Origin of the sequence: Blautia sp. 2227st1_G12_2227SCRN_220401 (assembly GCF_039062885.1) — a bacterium.
In the GTDB taxonomy this organism is placed as follows: Bacteria; Bacillota; Clostridia; order Lachnospirales; family Lachnospiraceae; genus Blautia_A; species Blautia_A fusiformis.
This window is the reverse complement of record NZ_JBCLNI010000010.1, coordinates 17,735-35,151: the sequence shown is the minus strand read 5'-3', so window position 1 is coordinate 35,151 and position 17,417 is coordinate 17,735. Positions and strand designations below refer to the sequence as shown.

Annotated in this window: 14 protein-coding genes; 2 read left to right on the top strand and 12 right to left on the bottom strand. The window is 46.6% G+C overall.

Annotated elements, in window-relative coordinates; all coding sequences use genetic code 11:
• Window positions 1–40: 40 nt before the first annotated feature.
• The 8 genes from nikC to ABCM67_RS06890 all read right to left on the bottom strand — a co-directional run bounded on the left by nikC (window position 41) and on the right by ABCM67_RS06890 (window position 11,335).
• Complete coding sequence (gene nikC / locus ABCM67_RS06925) at window positions 41–910, bottom strand: nickel transporter permease (RefSeq protein ID WP_342992697.1); 870 nt, start codon at window positions 908–910, stop codon at window positions 41–43.
• A complete protein-coding gene (gene nikB / locus ABCM67_RS06920; RefSeq protein WP_173741094.1) occupies window positions 907–1,851 on the bottom strand; it encodes a nickel ABC transporter permease in 945 nt (314 codons plus the stop codon). The genes nikC and nikB overlap by 4 nt, the downstream gene beginning before the upstream one ends.
• A 132-nt stretch (window positions 1,852–1,983) precedes the next feature.
• Window positions 1,984–3,933, bottom strand: coding sequence for an ABC transporter ATP-binding protein (locus tag ABCM67_RS06915; protein WP_342992696.1), 1,950 nt, complete (start codon window positions 3,931–3,933; stop codon window positions 1,984–1,986).
• A gap of 25 nt (window positions 3,934–3,958) precedes the next feature.
• Window positions 3,959–5,545 (bottom strand): ABC transporter substrate-binding protein, encoded by a 1,587-nt coding sequence (locus tag ABCM67_RS06910; protein WP_342992695.1) that lies wholly within the window; start codon window positions 5,543–5,545, stop codon window positions 3,959–3,961.
• 94 nt (window positions 5,546–5,639) lie between these two features.
• A complete protein-coding gene (locus ABCM67_RS06905) occupies window positions 5,640–6,557 on the bottom strand; it encodes an ABC transporter permease (RefSeq protein WP_342992694.1) in 918 nt (305 codons plus the stop codon).
• Window positions 6,551–7,543 carry an ABC transporter permease gene (locus ABCM67_RS06900; RefSeq protein ID WP_342992693.1) on the bottom strand — a complete coding sequence of 331 codons (993 nt, stop codon included), beginning with the start codon at window positions 7,541–7,543 and terminating at the stop codon, window positions 6,551–6,553. Before ABCM67_RS06900 ends, ABCM67_RS06905 begins: the two co-directional genes overlap by 7 nt.
• 428 nt (window positions 7,544–7,971) lie before the next feature.
• Window positions 7,972–8,889 (bottom strand): LysR family transcriptional regulator, encoded by a 918-nt coding sequence (locus tag ABCM67_RS06895; protein WP_342992692.1) that lies wholly within the window; start codon window positions 8,887–8,889, stop codon window positions 7,972–7,974.
• A gap of 4 nt (window positions 8,890–8,893) precedes the next feature.
• Entirely contained in the window at window positions 8,894–11,335 is a 2,442-nt protein-coding gene (locus ABCM67_RS06890) for a methyltransferase domain-containing protein (protein WP_278635362.1), read from the bottom strand.
• 255 nt (window positions 11,336–11,590) lie between these two features.
• On the opposite strand from ABCM67_RS06890, the gene nth reads away from it, so the two are divergent.
• Window positions 11,591–12,226 (top strand): endonuclease III, encoded by a 636-nt coding sequence (nth, locus tag ABCM67_RS06885; protein WP_022427162.1) that lies wholly within the window; start codon window positions 11,591–11,593, stop codon window positions 12,224–12,226.
• A 47-nt stretch (window positions 12,227–12,273) separates the two neighbouring features.
• The gene (locus ABCM67_RS06880; protein ID WP_059086219.1) at window positions 12,274–12,807 is read left to right on the top strand and encodes a DUF3877 family protein; all 534 of its coding nucleotides are present in this window, start codon (window positions 12,274–12,276) and stop codon (window positions 12,805–12,807) included.
• Window positions 12,808–12,950: 143 nt separating this feature from the next.
• On the opposite strand, the gene ABCM67_RS06875 is transcribed toward ABCM67_RS06880, so the two are convergent.
• The 4 genes from ABCM67_RS06875 to ABCM67_RS06860 all read right to left on the bottom strand — a co-directional run bounded on the left by ABCM67_RS06875 (window position 12,951) and on the right by ABCM67_RS06860 (window position 17,376).
• A complete protein-coding gene (locus ABCM67_RS06875) occupies window positions 12,951–14,762 on the bottom strand; it encodes a DUF6320 domain-containing protein (protein ID WP_342992691.1) in 1,812 nt (603 codons plus the stop codon).
• Window positions 14,728–15,714, bottom strand: coding sequence for an alpha/beta hydrolase (locus ABCM67_RS06870; protein ID WP_342992704.1), 987 nt, complete (start codon window positions 15,712–15,714; stop codon window positions 14,728–14,730). The genes ABCM67_RS06875 and ABCM67_RS06870 overlap by 35 nt, the downstream gene beginning before the upstream one ends.
• 322 nt (window positions 15,715–16,036) lie before the next feature.
• Window positions 16,037–16,843, bottom strand: a complete 807-nt coding sequence (locus ABCM67_RS06865) for a DNA glycosylase (protein WP_021652785.1) — start codon at window positions 16,841–16,843, stop codon at window positions 16,037–16,039.
• Complete coding sequence (locus ABCM67_RS06860; RefSeq protein WP_092071734.1) at window positions 16,840–17,376, bottom strand: cupin domain-containing protein; 537 nt, start codon at window positions 17,374–17,376, stop codon at window positions 16,840–16,842. The genes ABCM67_RS06865 and ABCM67_RS06860 overlap by 4 nt, the downstream gene beginning before the upstream one ends.
• Between the last annotated feature and the right edge of the window lie 41 nt (window positions 17,377–17,417).

Here is a 17,417-nt window from a genome sequence, read left to right as displayed (position 1 = left end):
CGCTCTCACTTTCTCTGTTATGTTTATTTATAAGTGCCTGTTATCCTTTTCTCCTGTTTCGTTCCTTAGGATCCATATAATCCCGGATCGTATCTCCCAGAAGATTAAAGATCATTACTGTAATAAAAATCGCCATTCCCGGCGCAAGTACCATCCACGGTGAAATCTGCAGCATACTTCTTCCATCGTTGATCATACTTCCCCATTCTGCCATTGGAGGCTTTACCCCAAGCCCGAGAAAGGAAAGTCCTGCCAGCTCCATCATCATGGTTCCGATATCAAGAACTGAGGTAACAAGGATGGGGCCTGCGATATTGGGAAGGATATGTTTGAACAGAAGCTTTCCTGTACTGTTTCCGGAAAGCTTCGCCGCCATAAGATATGCGGAGTCCTTCTGAGTCAGAGTAAGCCCTCTGGCAAGTCTTGCAAACTTCGGCCAGCTGATCACTGCCAGGGCAATGATCGCATTCTGGATACCGCCTCCCAGAACACCTGCTACTGCCAGGGCAAATACCAGTCCCGGAAAAGCCAGGAACAGATCGGATATACGCATCAGAACGGTATCGGCTTTGCCACCCTTCCAGCCACAGAAAATACCAATAGCCGTTCCCACCACAGTGATCGCCGCAACCAGGAGCAGCGTTGCATAAATACTGGTCGTACTTCCTATGATCACACGGGAAAGCATATCTCTTCCATAACGGTCTGTCCCGAGCAGATGCTCCGGTCCCGGCGGTTTCTGGGCAAGTGCCAGATCCTGGACATAAGGATCATAAGGGCAGAGATATTTTGCAAATGCCGCTACAAACAGAAGCAATGCTGTAAGCACAAGAAAAAAGACAAGCTTTGCTTTTGTATGATTTTTCCGGATCTTCTGCTTCCGGACTGTGATATTATTTTTTCCACTCATGCTCTGTCACCTCCAAGTCGTACTCTCGGATCCAGATAGTGGTAAATAATATCTGTCACCAGATTTACCAGAACATAAATAACCGCCATCCATGCCACATAAGCCTGGATGATCGGATAGTCACGCATGGTGATCGCATCTACCGCCAGTTTTCCGACACCATCCCACATAAAGATATTTTCCACAATGGCAGTTCCTCCCAGAAGATTGCCGATGGACAGAGCCAGCAGTGTGATGATCGTCAGCATGGAAGCCTTCATTACACTCTTCCAGATGATCACACGACTGCGGATCCCTCTTGCCCGGGCTCCGGTCACATAATCCTTATTCAGTTCTTCCAGAACCGTGGCACGCACTTGTCTGGTATATTTTGCAGCCATGGAGATTGCCAGTGTCAGTGTCGGCAGAATAATACTCTGTCCGAGATCTGTATTTGTGACTACCGGTAAAACGCCCAGCCTGATGGACAGAAAATACATCAGGACCATGGCAGCAAAAAAATTCGGCATGGAATTGCCGATAAAGCTTAAAAATCTTATCAGATAGTCTACCCATTTGTTGTGCTTTACTGCTGACAGGATTCCCAACGGGATCGCAAGAACAATCGTAAGAAGGATCGATGACAGAGTCAGCATCATCGTTGCCGGAAGCTTTGAAATAAAGGTTTCATAGACATCTCTGTGAGACACATAGCTCTCTCCCATATCTCCGGTTGCCATTCCCGCAAACCAGGCAGCATATTGTACAAGGAATGGTTTATCAAGGCCATATTCTGCCTTTGCCTTATCAATGACCTCCTGGGATACTGCAGAGCCTGCATTTTCATACATATAAGTTACTGCATCTCCGCCGGCAAGCCGCATCATGGCAAAAGAAAGAAATGTGATCCCGATCAGGACCGGGATCAGCTGCAGCAACCGTTTTATTATATATTTTCCCATATTTTCCTCTCCGCACTTTGTTTCTCAGTATTTCGAATAACAAAAGTTTAACAACACGGCTGTTCTGCCACAACCCCGGCGGGGGGATTTTTCATATTCCATTTTGTCATGCATATGTATTCCATTATGCTCTTATATTCTCACACAGTGACATGCGGATAATTCTTTCCAGCCCTCTCCCAGAGACTGTGGCTCTTCATACTCGATCAGCCTTCGTTTTCTCTCTTCCAGCGGATCCGGGATATGGATCGCAGAAAGCAGGGACTGTGTATAAGGATGCTGCGGATTTTCAAAAAGCTCTTTTGTAGGTGCCATTTCTACCAGCTTTCCGTTTTTCATCACGCCTGTTGTATCACTTAAAAAACGTACCATGGACAGATCATGGGCAATAAAAAGAAAAGAAAATCTTTTTTCCTGCTGAAGCTTTTTAAAAAGCATGACGATCTGTGCCTGGATAGAAATGTCCAACGATGCGATCGGTTCATCTGCAATGATAAGACGTGGTTCCATGAGAAGGCTTCTTCCTATGGCAACTCTCTGTCTCTGCCCGCCGGAAAGCTCTCCCGGCTTTTTCGAAAGAATGCTTTCATCCAGTCCTGTCTCCTTCAGGATTTCCCGAAGCCTGTTCTCCAGCATTTCTCTGTCACGGATCCTGCGACTGATCTTTACAGGCTCCAGCATGATCTGCCGTATGCTCATTCGGGGATTCAGTGCAGCGCCCGAATCCTGAAAGATCATCTGGATCTCAGTCTGCATTTTCTTCCGCATTCCGAAAGGATCCTTTTTATCCGGCACTCTTTCTCCCTGATAAAAGATTTCCCCGCCTGTAGGCCGGTAGATTCCTGCAAGCGTTCTGGCTGTTGTGGATTTTCCGCATCCGGTCTCTCCCACCAGTGCCATGATCTCACCTTCCCGGATACTGAAGGAAACATCATCCACTGCATGGATCGTATAATCGGAACGGATACGGAAATGCTGCTTCAGATTTCTGGCTTCGATCAGTACAGGCGCCTGTTTCTGTTCTGTTTTCTGTAAAAATGACGTTTCCTTTTTATCCGGTTTCTGTTTACGGCCGCTGTTTTCCTGTAATCTGTCCTTCAAAATGGAAGGCTTTTCTATTTTCGGAGCTCTTTCATCCAGAAGCCATGTGGCTGCATAATGCGTATCACTGACTTTAAACATCGGAGGAGTCTGTTCATAATCGATTGCCAGCGCCTGAGGATTTCGAACGGCAAATGCATCTCCCGGCGGAGGATTCAAAAGAGAGGGCGGCATTCCGGGGATCGGATTCAGCTCCCCTTTTTCACCTGCAAATACAGGCAGTGAAGACAGAAGTCCCCAGGTATAAGGATGCCGGGGATCATAATAAACCTCTTCCGCTGTCCCGATCTCAATGATCTTTCCTGCATACATAACTGCAACTCTGTCTGCGATCCTTGCAACAGCTCCCAGATCATGAGATATGAACACAATACTGATCCCTGTTTTTTCTCTCAGTTCAAGAAGCAGATCCAAAATCTTTGCTTCTACAGTTGCATCCAGTGCTGTAGTCGCCTCATCGGCAAATAATATTTCCGGATCACAGGCCAGTGCAATAGCCAGCACACAACGCTGACGCATTCCTCCGGAAAAAAAATGAGGCTGCAGGCCATAGCGCTGTTCTGCATCCGGAATCCCTACCAGCTTCAGCATTTCCACAGCTCTTTTTTTCGCCTCATCCCTGGATACTTTCTGATTTTTGATAATAGCCTCTGTGATCTGTTTGCCAACAGGAATCGTCGGATTCAGCGTCAGCATAGGATCCTGGAACACCATGCTTACCTTACTTCCGCACAGCTTTTCCATTTTTTTTCTTTTATAGGCTGTGATATTCTCTCCGCAGAGACTGATCTCTCCGCTTTTTACATGTGCATTCGGTGGCAGAAGCTTCATCACGCTACGGCACATAACGGTTTTTCCACATCCGGACTCACCTACGATACAAAGTATCTCTCCTTTTTTTACCGTGAGATCAACATTCCGGACGGCCTGTACCTCGCCGTCCGGTGTGTCAAAGCTTACCGAATAGTTTTTTAATTCCAAAACGGTTTCCTGCATGATCTTTTCCTTATTTTGTAATGGTCCAGTCTTCAATATTCCACATAACACCTACGGAATGATGTCCCAGAACACGTGTGGTATCCAGTCCGTCAAGTCCGGAAACGCCTACATAATCTCCCTGAAGATAAGCAACCAGAAGGATTCCAGGTGCCTTGGCATATGCCTTTTCGAATTCACTATATGCTTCTTTTCTGGCTTCCTCAGTCTCACCGTGACGGCCTTCCTCAAGATATTTATCCACATCTGCATTGGAATAATGCATGTTGTTTCCACTTGCGTCGGTTACAAAGTTTACATATGCCATATCCGGGTCAAACTGTGTTGCATAGCCGGCAAGAAATCCATTGTATCCTGCATCCCAGTCAAATTTGGTAACAAGCTTTACTTCCATTTCCACACCAGCCTGCTTCAGCATATCAGACATGACATTGGCAATATCCACACGCTCTTCTTCGTAATCACGTACCTGGATGGTAAAGTGGAATTTCTGTCCGTTTCTCTCATAGATCCCATCATCACCTTTTTTCCATCCCAGCTCTTCCATCTTCTTTGCAAAGGTATCCAGATCATAGGAGTAGATATTGGCTTCCTTATCTGTTCCGAGAGGGTTTCTCTGAATCGGGCTGTATGCCGGCTCTCCCTGTCCTGCAAGAACACCTGCAATAATGGAATCCTTATCCAGCGCATAATTCAGAACGCCGATGGAATCTCCGTTTTCCTTCCAGAAATCTGTGCTCATATCCATGGCAGCTCCACGGTAATCTGCTGTGGTGAACTCCCAGTAATTATATCCGTCCTTATCCTTGAACTGAGAAGCATAGTTGGAATTCAGCCATGCAAGATCCGCCTCGCCGGACTGGAGCATGGTTGCCTTTGTAGTCTCATCCGATACTGTACGGTATACAACGGTTTCAATATTCGGAACCTTTCCGTAATAATCTTCATTTCGTTTCAGTGTGATCATTCCGCCGGTAGCATCCCAGTCTTCAAATTTATAACGGCCTGTTCCCACCGGATTCTGGTTAAAGGATGTGGTATTCACGTCCTCTCCTTCCAGAAGATGCTCAGGAAGGATTCCCATGGTAAAGTAATCCAGCATGGCAGCATCATACTGATCCAGTGTAAAGATCACAGTCTGATCATCCGGTGCCTCAATATTTGTAATGTCCTGATAGTTGCTGGTGATACTGGCTCCCAGGGTTTCATCCTCTGTAAGCTCCTTATAGGTGTATACAACATCCTCTGCATTGAAATCTTCTCCATCATGCCACTTAACACCATCTCGAAGCTTAAAAGTATAGGTATTGGTATCCTTGTCAAAGGTATAGCTCTCTGCAAGATCCTCTACCGGCTTTCCATTGGCATCATATTTCATCAGTCCTGAAAAAATAAGATCCGGAAGTTCATCATGGTTATTCAGAAGGGGATTGATCGTACTTTCTGACTCACCTGCATATACCAGGGTTTTGTTTTCTTCTGCCGCAGCTATGGTTACCACACTGCCTGCAGTTGCTCCTGTACATGCTGCGGTCACTGCTGCCAGCGTTATCGCCGCATATTTTCTGCCATAGTTGATTCCTGTTCTCTTTTTCATTCTGTTTTCCTCATCTTTCCTTATTTTCAAACCGGTTATCCACACTTCGGAATGTTTTATCACGGTTTGCGTCCAAATATTTTTTCTGACTGCATCAGAGATTGCTGTAATGATTATTTACCTCACTTCTCACAAAGCTTCCCATACTGGTAATGCACATTAAAGTAATGACCAGAAAAACTCCCGGGATCACGATCACCCACCAGGTATTCATGATCAGTGCTTTATTTGCCAGTGAGAGCATACTTCCCCAGGAGACTACATCTGCCGGAAGCCCGAGGCCAAGAAAGCTTAAAGTAGATTCCATGGTAATACAGCTGCTTATCGAAGAGATCACCACAAACATGATCGCCGAAACAAAATTCGGTATCAGATGGTGATACATCACATATCCAAAACTTCCTCCACAAAGTCTTGCATACATCACATAATCACTGTTCCTTATCTGCCGCACTTCACTTCTTACAATACGTGCCAGTGCAAACCACCCGGTAATACCGATGATCACAGATATGCTGATCACATCATTGGCCTGAATAACCGCAGACAGGATCAGGATCAGCAGAAGGGTCGGAATACTTCCGCACATTTCCGTAAACCGCATCATAACCGAATCCACCTTTGGACCTGCTGTTCCGCTGATGCATCCGTAGGTAACACCGACCAGGGTAATAATCGCCGCACCCAGAAGTCCGATCACCAGAGAAACCCTTCCGCCATACCAGATCAGTGAATAGATATCTCTTCCAAGCGAGTCCGTTCCAAAGATAAATTCCTTTCCTGGTGGTGTATTCAGATTCTGGAGATAAAAGCCTGAGGGATCATGATTTGCCACAACATTTGCAAATACACACCCCAAAACGATCAGAAAAAGCAGGAACAAGGAAAATACCGGTTTCCCTTTCAGCTTTTCCCGAAATGTTTTTTTCCGTTTTTCAGATTCATACTGCTTCCACCCTGCACCAACTACCCGAAAAAGCTCAGCTTCTGAAAGCTTCCGGTCAGCTACCATACCCTCACCTCCGAATCCTTCATTCTTGGATCGATCTCTTCATTGACAGTCTGTGCAACAAAGCTGCTTAAAAATACGATAAATCCCGTGATCAGCACATCGATCATCAGCAGATTATAATCATGATATTTTGCAGATTCCACTGCAAGGTTTCCAATTCCCGCATAATTGAAAACAGCTTCCACAGTTACAGTCCCACCCGTTACGTGGGGTACCGAAACTGCCATGATACTCACGATTGTCGGCATTACATTTCGAAGACAATGCTTCCACAGGATCTTTCTTTTGGAAAGTCCCTTGGATCTGGCAAGAAGTACATAATCCTTCCGCACCTCATCCAGAAATTTGTTACGTATCATATATGCGTAATACCAAAGATGGCTGAAGATCATTACTACCAGCGGAAGGATCATATGCTTCATACGATTGCCGATACTATCTGCCATTCCTACATCATAGGCACCGCTGCTTGGAAACCATCCAAGATTTACACTGAAGATCAGGATCAGTACCACACCAAGCCAGAAAGCCGGCACATAATAGGCTGCTGTTCCGATCTTGCAGATCAGCCGGTCGATCCACTGATCCTCATGGAGCGTACAGAATATGGCGATCAGAACTGCCAGTATAAAGATCACAATATAAGCAATTCCTCCCAGCACCAGAGTATTTCCGATCAGCGGTTTGATCACATTCATAACCGGCTGCCTGTATTTCAGCGACAATCCGAAGTCACCATGGACTGCATTGGCAAACCACCTTACATACTGTACCCCGATCCCCTGATCCAGTCCCAGTCTCGTTCTGGCTGCAGCCACTTCCTCGCTGGTCATCATTTCCAGGGAATCTCCGTAAAAGGACTGCAGGGGATCTCCCGGTGCCAGTCTCGCCAGCCAGAACACCACCACAGACAGCAGAAACATAACCACAGCAAGCAGAAGGAGCCGCTTCAGGATCCGGATGACCAGTTTATTTTCTTTGTTCATAATTTTCCTTTCCCACTTCCCTTTACTTACATGTAAGACAGTAAGGCAGACATTCGCATTCCGCTCTGCTGCATGCTCATGAACACAAATCGTGGAACGATTTGTGTTCATATTTCAAAAGCAGTTATGGCATCCAAAGCCATAACTGCTTTTGAAAGGGTCGTGTTATTATTCGACAAAACATTTGTATGCACAAATAGGAGTGCGCGGAGGTTATGTGCATCACAGTGTTTTTATGTTCAGCACGCGGAGTGTGCTGCTGATATTATTTTATCATTTAACAGCTTTCGGACAACCCCGATACGGGGATATTGGACAGTCGGGTTTGGCATGGATGTATATTCCATATAAAAAACGGGACTTTTCTGTATCAGGAACCTGTGTCCCGTGCAGAAAAATCCCGCCTGGTCTTTTGCTTTATTCTTTTATCACTTTCCGGAAATCTGAAGTCTTTCCTTCACGAATCCCAGAAAATCCTTTCCCTGTTCACTGAGCTCTTCACCTTTCCGGCAGATGCACCCATAAACAAGTTTCTGTCCTTCTCCCGGAAATGTATATTTCACGGAGGAATATCCCGGATCACGACCGGAAAGATCCGCACCACTGATATTACACAGCTCTCCGGAACCAAGAAGACGTTCCACGATATAATCACTGTTTGTTACGACTACTGTCTCCGCCTCCACTGCGGAATGACCGTTTTCCTCTACAAGGTTCCGGTAATTATCCGGGGAAAATTCATCGGGAAATCTCTGGATCAGCCTGAGCTGGGACATATTAAAATCTCCCTCATCTGCTGTATCTGCTTTCCCCTTCCCGGTATAAATATTTACCTCGGTTTCCGTCAGCAGCTCAAATTCCAGGTAATTTCGGGAAAGAAAATACTGGAACGCTGCCAGCTGATTCTGCATCACATAGGCGAATCCCATATCATCCTGTCTGCCTTTCACACGTTTTATGATCTCATGGGTATCTGCTGCGTAAACCTGATAATGAAGATCATCGCACTTATGTGCTTCATAATACGTTACGAAGATATCCGCAAACCAGGAGCTGGGATGAAAGCATACACACAGGCTGCTTTTTGCAAGTGGCTGTGCCTGCATTTCCAGTTCATCTATATTTTCCAGGATCCTCTGCACATGGATAAATGCACGCTCTCCTTCCGGTGTCAGCTCTATGCCCTTTGCATGACGGACAAACAGCTGGGTACGCATATCGTCTTCCATGGAACGGATCACCTTGCTTACATTTGACTGCGTGGTAAAAAGCAGTTCTGCTGCCTGGCTGAAGGAGCCTGTTTTGGCACAGGCTGCAAAATATTGTATCTGTTTTATATTGAGCATGATCCTACCTCTGTTTCTTTGCAAAGATCAAAAACATCGGGGTCGGATTGTAAAACTCGTCTTTTTCTGTATAAATACGTTTGCTGATACCAAGGTCAAAGGAAAATTCTTCCACACCTATACGGCTCAGCGTTTCCAGATCCCATGCCGGACGCAGAAAAGAACTGATGGGCAGCTGCCGCTTGATATCCTCGCATTCCTGCATCAGCTCATCCTGGATCTGATGATGGGCATGATTCTCCGGAAGATCCGCAGTGTCCGCAAAGTCTGCTGCTCCGTAGTTTGCATCCAGATTTATCATCACTCCGCCCGGTTTCAGTACGCGGAACCATTCCTGATAAGCATGCTCCGCGTCCGGAAGTGTCCAGGTAAGGTTTCGTGATACGATCACGTCAAATTCCTCATCCGGAAAATCCGGAGCTTCTGCATCCATCACCATAAACCGGCAGTCTGCTTTTTCTTCCTCCGCCAGCTCCTTTGCATGAGTGATCATATCCGGCGTCAGATCGATCCCGGTTACCTGATGGCCTTCCTTTGCAAGAAGAATGGTAAAAAATCCGGTTCCGCAGCCTACATCCAGGATCCGGAGATTCTTTTTCTCAGGCAGATACTTCTTAAGCTCAGCCATCCAGCGGCCTGCAAGTGCACTGTGAAGCTCTGCTCTTCTCTGTTCCAGAAAGCTGTCGCTGCGCCTGGTCCAGTACTGGGCGATCCTTGTTTTCCGCTCGTCTTTTTCTCTTACGATATTTCCGTAGGTGATCACAGGGCCGCCTTCCACAACCTGAAGGCTTGATACCTGATAAAGGATCACACCATCCATGTCTGCACGACAGATTTCCTGTACATTTCCCTCATAATCACGGATCTCTCCAAGATACTCATCCTGATGAACGATATCGCCTGGTTTCTTCACCGGGTACCAGAGACCGTTGACACTGGCGCACTGATAACGCACATCATCCATTTTCAGAGGATAGTACGTACTGTGGGAACGGATTCCGTTATAGGCTCCGATGCTGCAGAGGATATTTCTTACATCTCTTCGCATGGAATCCACTTCCTCCCGTTCCCAGGTTCCCATACAGCCGCGTTCCAGAAGGACCGCCGGAATATGGAAGGTACTTGCCGCATAATTGTAGGCGCCGCCTGTGCTCACATTTGACTGTACCATATATGGGACATCAACCTGCTCTGCCATTTTTCGGGAAGCTTCCACGATCTCCGGCTTTGCCACGCCTGCAAAATATACATACGGAGTCAGCTCCTCATAATCATCACCGCCGTGAAGATCGATATAATAATCTGCCTTCCGGATCAGGGATTCTGTGATGGCCGCTGCCAGTCGTTCCATTTTTGTGCCATCTTTTCTGCCAGGGAAAACACGGTTCAGATTTTTTCCGTCTTCCCAGCTGATGCTACCTGCACGCTTCTCAAAATCTTCCCGGTTCAGCACCTTTACCAGAACCAGCTGGCCCTTTACCTTTTCCGGTTTCAGCCGCTTCGACAGCTCGATCAGAGTCTGGATCCCCACATACTCTCCTGCATGAAGACCTGCTGTGACGAGAACGGTTTTTCCAGGATCTTTTCCACGGATGATGGTTGCCGGAAGGACAAATTCTCCATCTCCGAGCTCAAGAAAGCCTTCTGTTTTTTCTCCTGCCGCAACCGGAAGATTCAGGAAATGATCCGGCTTTACACCAGTTACCATAAACATTGGTGTGGACTGATAATTTAATCTCTCCTCCTCACTCCAGACCGTTTTCCATATTTCTGTGTCTGTGCGGATCCCAAGAAGTCCTGCTTCTCGGAGAGTTTTTACATCCCACTGGGGACGATTGATCTTTGACAGCGGTACCTGGAGGGCGATCCGCTCCATGCGCTCAATATCCGTACAGAGATAGTGATCATCCAGGCTATTGTTTTCCACATTTTTCCGGTCGTTTTCGTAGGCCTTACGCTGCTCTTCCTCATAAAGATAACCGTACCAGTTGGCATCAAAATTCAGAAGTCTTCCTCCTACCTTCAGTACACGGACCCACTCTCTGTAAGCAACATCAGGATGCTCCAGATTCCAGGTAAGATTTCGGGAAATGACCACGTCAAAGGTATTATCCTCAAAATCCAGCTTCTGTGCATCCATCCTCAAAAAGCGGATATTCCGGCAAAGATCTCCTGCATTTTCCTTTGCCTTTTCCAGCATTCCTTCCGTATAATCCACTGCATCTACATGATATCCGGCTTCTGCCAGGATCACAGGAAAAAATCCGGGGCCTGTTCCGATATCCAGGATACGGATCTCTTCCTTGGGTTTGTCCGGAAACTGACTGGTCAGCACCTTAAGCCATGCGTTTTTCTGCGTTCCTGCAAGCTCTTTATGATTCACTTCGGAGTACCCTTCTGTACGGGTGCTCCAGTAAGATTCGATTTCATCGAGAAGTTTTTCCACGTTGATTCCTCCGCACTTTTCTATTCACGTGAGGGAGATCAGGTCCCTCACAGGTCACGTTTAATGTACCAAATTGTCAGGGTATTAACAAGCCCCTGGGGGGGATTCCCAAAATTGCTCTGCTGATAAAATTCCAAATGCCACACACTGCTTCTGTACTCCTGTCCACCTTGTAATTCTCCGAATGCTGTGGTATCATCCTGGCTGTAGTAATTCAGTAATATAACCGAAATTGAAAGGATGGTTCATATACAAATGACAACACAGGAACTGGCCTATGAAGTTATCAGCCGTTTAAAAAAGGAATATCCGGATGCAGACTGTACACTGGATTATGATGATGCCTGGAAGCTTCTTGTAAGTGTCCGTCTGGCAGCTCAGTGCACCGATGCCCGGGTCAATGTAGTTGTTCAGGATCTCTATGCAAAATACCCGGATGTGGCAGCCCTGGCAGCAGCAGAGCCGGAAGCGATCGAAGCCATTGTACGTCCCTGCGGCCTTGGAAAAAGCAAAGCCCGGGACATCAGCGCCTGTATGCGCATTCTCCACGAACAGTATCACGACAAGGTGCCGGAAGACTTTAACGCACTTCTGAAGCTTCCCGGTGTGGGCCGAAAAAGCGCAAACCTGATCATGGGGGACGTATTCGGCAAGCCCGCCATTGTAACAGATACTCACTGTATCCGCCTTTCCAACCGCATCGGCCTTGTCCATGACATGAAGGATCCGAAAAAGGTGGAAATGGCTCTCTGGAAGATCATCCCTCCGGAAGAAGGCAATGATCTCTGCCACCGTCTTGTCAATCATGGAAGAGAAGTCTGTACAGCGCGGACAAAGCCTTACTGCGACCGCTGCTGTCTCAATGATATCTGCGAAAAAAATGGGATCTGAATGTATGCAGTTCAATAAACCTTCAGACCTCGGAAAGGAAAAACATAATGAATTTCAAAAAACTGGAAAATAATCTCCTGGATATGATCCAGGAACAACAGGTAAAGATCGGATACATGAGCGGAGTTACCCGTTTTTATTATCCGCTGCAGTCTCTGAACCGTCTTCTTGGCACAGAGCTTACGGAAGAAGAAATGCAGCATGCAATGGAAAAATTCTCAGATCATGCCTGTGACCGTCTTGGAAAAGTAACGGCTTCTTCCAAAAACGGGCGTTTCTGCATCACCCTGCCGCCTCAGGCCTCGGACTACGTTCACGAAAACCGGAAGCCGAGTGAATTTCTGGTACGCTTTATAGGCACGGTTGCCCGTCATGGCTGTACTCTGGATGAAGTGATGGACGTTTTTCATGCTTATTCCGACCATGTACACATGGAAAAAACAACCGGAACCGGATTTGATTATCTTGTATATTTCGAAGACGGGATCCCGGATGACTACCGGTATTGTCTGTCCCTGGAGGGTGAGCATATGATCTATCATAAGTTTACACCGGAGGACTATGAGGACTTCGGATTCTGATCTTCGAACATCGGGCAAGTTTCCCCCACTGCTTATTGCTTTTCGCACCCCTGCAGGAGACTCCCTTGATTTGATCAAAAAACCGCCGGTCTGCAGACAGATCTTCAAAAAATCCTCTGCAGATCGACGGTTGTTTTTATTTTCTATGCACGGAATTTCTTCTGCATCTCCCGCACCATATCTTTCCTCTTAAACAGGAACAGCCATATCAGCATCAGGAAACTGACGCATATGCAGATCAGCGACGGATACAGCACCGTTACCACACCGGCAGCCAACAGGATCACAGGGATCACTCCTCCGAAAGCTCCTGCTTCCAGAAGATAGATCATATATTCCGCCACCTCCAGCTTCTGTACCGCAGTGATCACCCACATGGAGCAGATCACAGCAAGCGAAGCCAGAGGAAGCAGATAATCCACAGACCAGCCACGCCAGCCGGTAAACACATCCCAAAGCACTCCTGCAACAGCTGCGATCACCAGCTGCCACATCTCATTCTTCAGAAGATTCCGCCGCTTCACATAAGCCACTGAAACCATCAGCCAGGTGCAGAACGCCCCTGCAGTCACAAACCAGGCCCAGCCTATATGACCATCCAGCAGATAATCGATCAGATTACATACCACAGCTAGCACAATACACAGAAATGTAAAGCTCTCAAAAAGCTTCATCTGCTGTTTCTGCTCCTCTTTTTGTCCCGGAAGATCATTCTCCCGAATTTTACAGGATACCTGCTCATTTTTCAGTCTCTCCACAAAATTCCGCTCAATATTTCCATTGGGGATCTTGGACGTAAAGCTTAAAACCATCTCATCTCCAAAAGAACAGGAACACAGCTGCAGACTGTCCGTGCTTGCAAAAAGTCCGAATCTCTGAATATATTTCCGATATTCCTCCGGCATCCGGATGATCCCCACATTGGAATAGATCGCCGTGATAGACCTCCCTCCGAGAGTCGTCCCGGCAAGAAGGAACGGGGTTTTGATCTCCAGTGGTACCAGACGCAGGATCGGATTTTTCTCCAGGCTTACCAAATCATTCAGCTTTGCTTCGATCACGTCCTTACTCAGTTCCTTTGCAAACTGCTCCTTTACGGATCTCAGAATATCCTCAAAGGCTGTATCAGGCTGAAAATAACAGCTGATCTCGATCCATCCGAAAAAATTTGCCATAGACCGGGACGGAAAATAATTTCTCAAATTTACCGGGATCATCAAACCAATGGGCTTTTTCGCCTGATTCTGAGGCACTTCTTCATGGATCGCCCAGATAAGTACTGCCGTAAGAAAAACCGTGATCGACACACCGGCCGCTTTTGCACGGGCGTGGATCTCTTTTACCGGAACACAGACTTCCGTGATATTCATATCCTCCTGCCTGAGCTTCTCACCTTTTAACTGGAAGGCAGGCTTCTTGGACTCTCTCTTTCTTGGCGCGTCGGAGGAATAATACTGGGAAAAACTGTCCTCCTCCATATCCCTGCCCGTAATGTTTTCATCCGAAAAAAGCTCCGGAAGCTCTGCGGATGGGTGCGTCTCCTGAAGATAATTTTTCACCAGCTCCATCAGAAAATGCATGGCTCCCGTTCCATCCGTCAGCGCATGAAATACCTCGAAATTAATCCTGTTCTTATAATAGCTCACCCGAAAAAGAAGCGTTTTTTTGTCCGGAATATAAAGTCCGCTGCAGGGTGCACCTGCTTCTTTCTTTGCCACTGCCGGAATATCACGTCTCTCCAGATAAAACCAGAACAGTCCCTTTCTTAAAACTGCACGGAAAAGAGGATATTTTTCCAATGTCCTCTCCAGGGCTTCCTGCAGGTTTTCTTCTTTTATCTCTTCTTTCAGTTCACAGTAAAAACGAAATACCCTGGTGTCATTCTTTCCTGTCACCGCCGGGAACGCCAACGCCGCATTGTCAAGTTTTCTCCACTGTGCATATTCGTTCTTCATGATGCTTTCCTTCTTCCTGTTCCTCTGTTTCCAGAAAACGATTTACATATGCAAAGCTCTCCTGCACATGCAGAAATTTGATCCCCAGTGCAAAATACCCGTGAAACGCACCTGCGATCCTGTGCACTTCCACACGATTTCCCGCTTCCTTCAGTTTTTCACCAAATGCCTCCCCTTCATCCCGAAGAGGATCGAACTCAGCGGTAAGTATCAGTGTATCCGGCATATTTCGAAAATTCTTCTCCAGGATCGGCGCAAAATAGGGATTCCTCCTGTCTTCTGGACAACTCTCATAGAGTTTCAGATAGTCTTCCATCTTCTCCGCTGTGAGAAGATAGCCGGTCCCGTTTGTTTTTACGGATTCAAAAGGAGATTCTTCCGTATAACAGTTGTTCAGTGCCGGATAAATAAGGATCTGTTTTTTTGGAAAAAATTCTCTGCGGTCTCTGGCCATCATACATACAGCCGCTGCCAGATTTCCGCCTGCACTATCTCCCATAATGGTGATACGATCCGGATCCGTATTCAGAAGAAAACGATTGGTGTAAAAAGTCTTCGCAGCTGCATAACAATCCATCAGTCCCACCGGGAAACGGTATTCCGGTGCCAGTCTGTATTCAACAGACGCCACGATCTGACCGGTAGACTGTGCCATTCTGGCACAAACCCGCTGATAATTCTCTACACTTTCCGTAACCCAGCCACCGCCATGGAAAAACAGGATCACCGGTGGTTTTTTTCCGGAGGCGGCACCGTTTTCCATGTCCTCTTCTGTTGGAAAAAACAGACGGATCGGCACTTTATAGTCTCCGTTATAAACTTCCGCATCCAGTGTCCTGTAAAAGATCCTCATAGGATCCATCTTCTTAAGATCTGCCAGCTTTCTGGAAGCCTCCACTTCGATCCCGCCATAGGAAAGAGCATGGAGCACTGTCCGCACGGCACGTGGCATAGCAGTCTCACTCCCGGTCGGAATGCCCGGAACTATGACTGGGCGGCTTCTTCTGTTTTCTTTTCTTGTATAGATATATTTTGTTTCTGTTTCATATCTTCCAGGAATGCAGACTTGTTTCACGCAGGTACGCCTGTAGGCAATCCGCTTCAGGATCTCATGATCTGTACGGATGATCACTTCCGTTCCCTTATAGCCCCGGATATAATATCTGTTTTCTTTCTTTTTTATACGTGGTTGTCTCAATCGCAGTAAATATTTTCTGATTACTTTTTCCTCCGTGGATTTTTCCTTTATTTTCACCTATGATAGCATCCGCAGTCTATGAGTACAAGTCATAGTAAAAAATATACTGCTGCATGATCCCACGCATTCCTCTGTATCTGCGGTTAGGAAATCCTCTTTTGTAATGCACGTCCATGACCTGACGGATGTGGGTATCTATGGGAAAAGCATCCATATGATGCAGTGCAAACAGGCAGATACATTCAGCTACCTTTTCTCCCACACCACAGAGTTTCATCAGCTCCTTCTTTGCCTGAGGGTAACGCATATCATAGATTTTTTCCAGGGAGATCTGACCGGATGCAATGGTCCTGGCCGTTACTGCGATATATTTTGCCCGGTATCCCAGGCCGCATCCTCTTAACTCCTCTTCCGTTGCCTGACTCAGCGCCTCTACAGTCGGAAAAGCGTAGTATTCCACACCTGCAGATGAATTTTTTCGCTCTCCGTACTTCCGGCAGATGGTTTCGATACATTTGCGGATACGCTTGATATTGTTCTGCTGAGATATCAGAAACGTAACGATCATTTCCCAGAGATCCTGTCTTAATATCCGTATCCCGTCTCCTGCCTTTATTGCGGCACCCAGATATTTATCCCGTGGATTAGCAGCATTCATGTAAGCTTCATAATCCGTATCCAGATCAAAATAAAGCACCCAGTAACAGATAAATTCCTCCTGAGAGCAGCAGAAATCCACCACTCCGTCTTTCTGATACATTTCCAGATACTGGTCTCCCGCCACCATGGAAAAATGTCCGTCTCCAAGCTTTCTCATCCGGAAGCACTGTCCGGAATCGCATATTTTATCAAGGCTGAAATGTTCCAGCTCTACTGTGATCATGTCTGTTCCTCTCGTAAATATTTTTCCTTATATAATGTTCTGTATTCTCTTGGTGTCATCCGGTACCGTTCCCGGAATACCCGGTTAAAAGTCCTCTGACTTTCAAATCCCGAGATCTGCACATACGCCTGTTCCACTGCAAGATTATCATCCTTCTCCTTGCGGTTTGCCCTGAGACACCGTACCGCATTTACAATATCCGGATGCACCTGCTCCTTTTTTATAACCGGGTCTTCCGGACAGCTGTTCTGAATGATATCCGCAAACTGACCAGTCAATACCGGCTTTGCCCAGAGATAGACTGCTTTGTTTTCTCCCGGAGAGAACACCTGATAGTGATGGATCACATCCGGAAAGATCACTGCAAAATCTCCCTTTTCCATATGATAAAGCTCCTGTCCCATACCAAGCTCCAGAGTTCCCTCTGTGATATAGATAAACTCTATGGAATTATGAAGATGAGGTGAAGCATGGGCTGAGGTCCGCAGATGAATATGGAGATTCTTCTTTTTTTCTTCGTATACTGGAAACATGGATTTTTCTCTCCGCAATATTTGACTACTTTTTCTGTGTT

Excerpts from the sequence above, each read along its gene's own strand:
- nikC (WP_342992697.1), bottom strand. The coding sequence starts at position 910 with ATGAGTGGAAAAAATAATATCACAGTCCGGAAGCAGAAGATCCGGAAA.
- nikB (WP_173741094.1), bottom strand. The coding sequence starts at position 1,851 with ATGGGAAAATATATAATAAAACGGTTGCTGCAGCTGATCCCGGTCCTG.
- ABCM67_RS06910 (WP_342992695.1), bottom strand. The coding sequence starts at position 5,545 with ATGAAAAAGAGAACAGGAATCAACTATGGCAGAAAATATGCGGCGATA.
- ABCM67_RS06905 (WP_342992694.1), bottom strand. The coding sequence starts at position 6,557 with ATGGTAGCTGACCGGAAGCTTTCAGAAGCTGAGCTTTTTCGGGTAGTT.
- ABCM67_RS06900 (WP_342992693.1), bottom strand. The coding sequence starts at position 7,543 with ATGAACAAAGAAAATAAACTGGTCATCCGGATCCTGAAGCGGCTCCTT.
- ABCM67_RS06895 (WP_342992692.1), bottom strand. The coding sequence starts at position 8,889 with ATGCTCAATATAAAACAGATACAATATTTTGCAGCCTGTGCCAAAACA.
- nth (WP_022427162.1), top strand. The coding sequence starts at position 11,591 with ATGACAACACAGGAACTGGCCTATGAAGTTATCAGCCGTTTAAAAAAG.
- ABCM67_RS06880 (WP_059086219.1), top strand. The coding sequence starts at position 12,274 with ATGAATTTCAAAAAACTGGAAAATAATCTCCTGGATATGATCCAGGAA.
- ABCM67_RS06875 (WP_342992691.1), bottom strand. The coding sequence starts at position 14,762 with ATGAAGAACGAATATGCACAGTGGAGAAAACTTGACAATGCGGCGTTG.
- ABCM67_RS06870 (WP_342992704.1), bottom strand. The coding sequence starts at position 15,714 with ATGCCACGTGCCGTGCGGACAGTGCTCCATGCTCTTTCCTATGGCGGG.
- ABCM67_RS06865 (WP_021652785.1), bottom strand. The coding sequence starts at position 16,843 with ATGATCACAGTAGAGCTGGAACATTTCAGCCTTGATAAAATATGCGAT.
- ABCM67_RS06860 (WP_092071734.1), bottom strand. The coding sequence starts at position 17,376 with ATGTTTCCAGTATACGAAGAAAAAAAGAAGAATCTCCATATTCATCTG.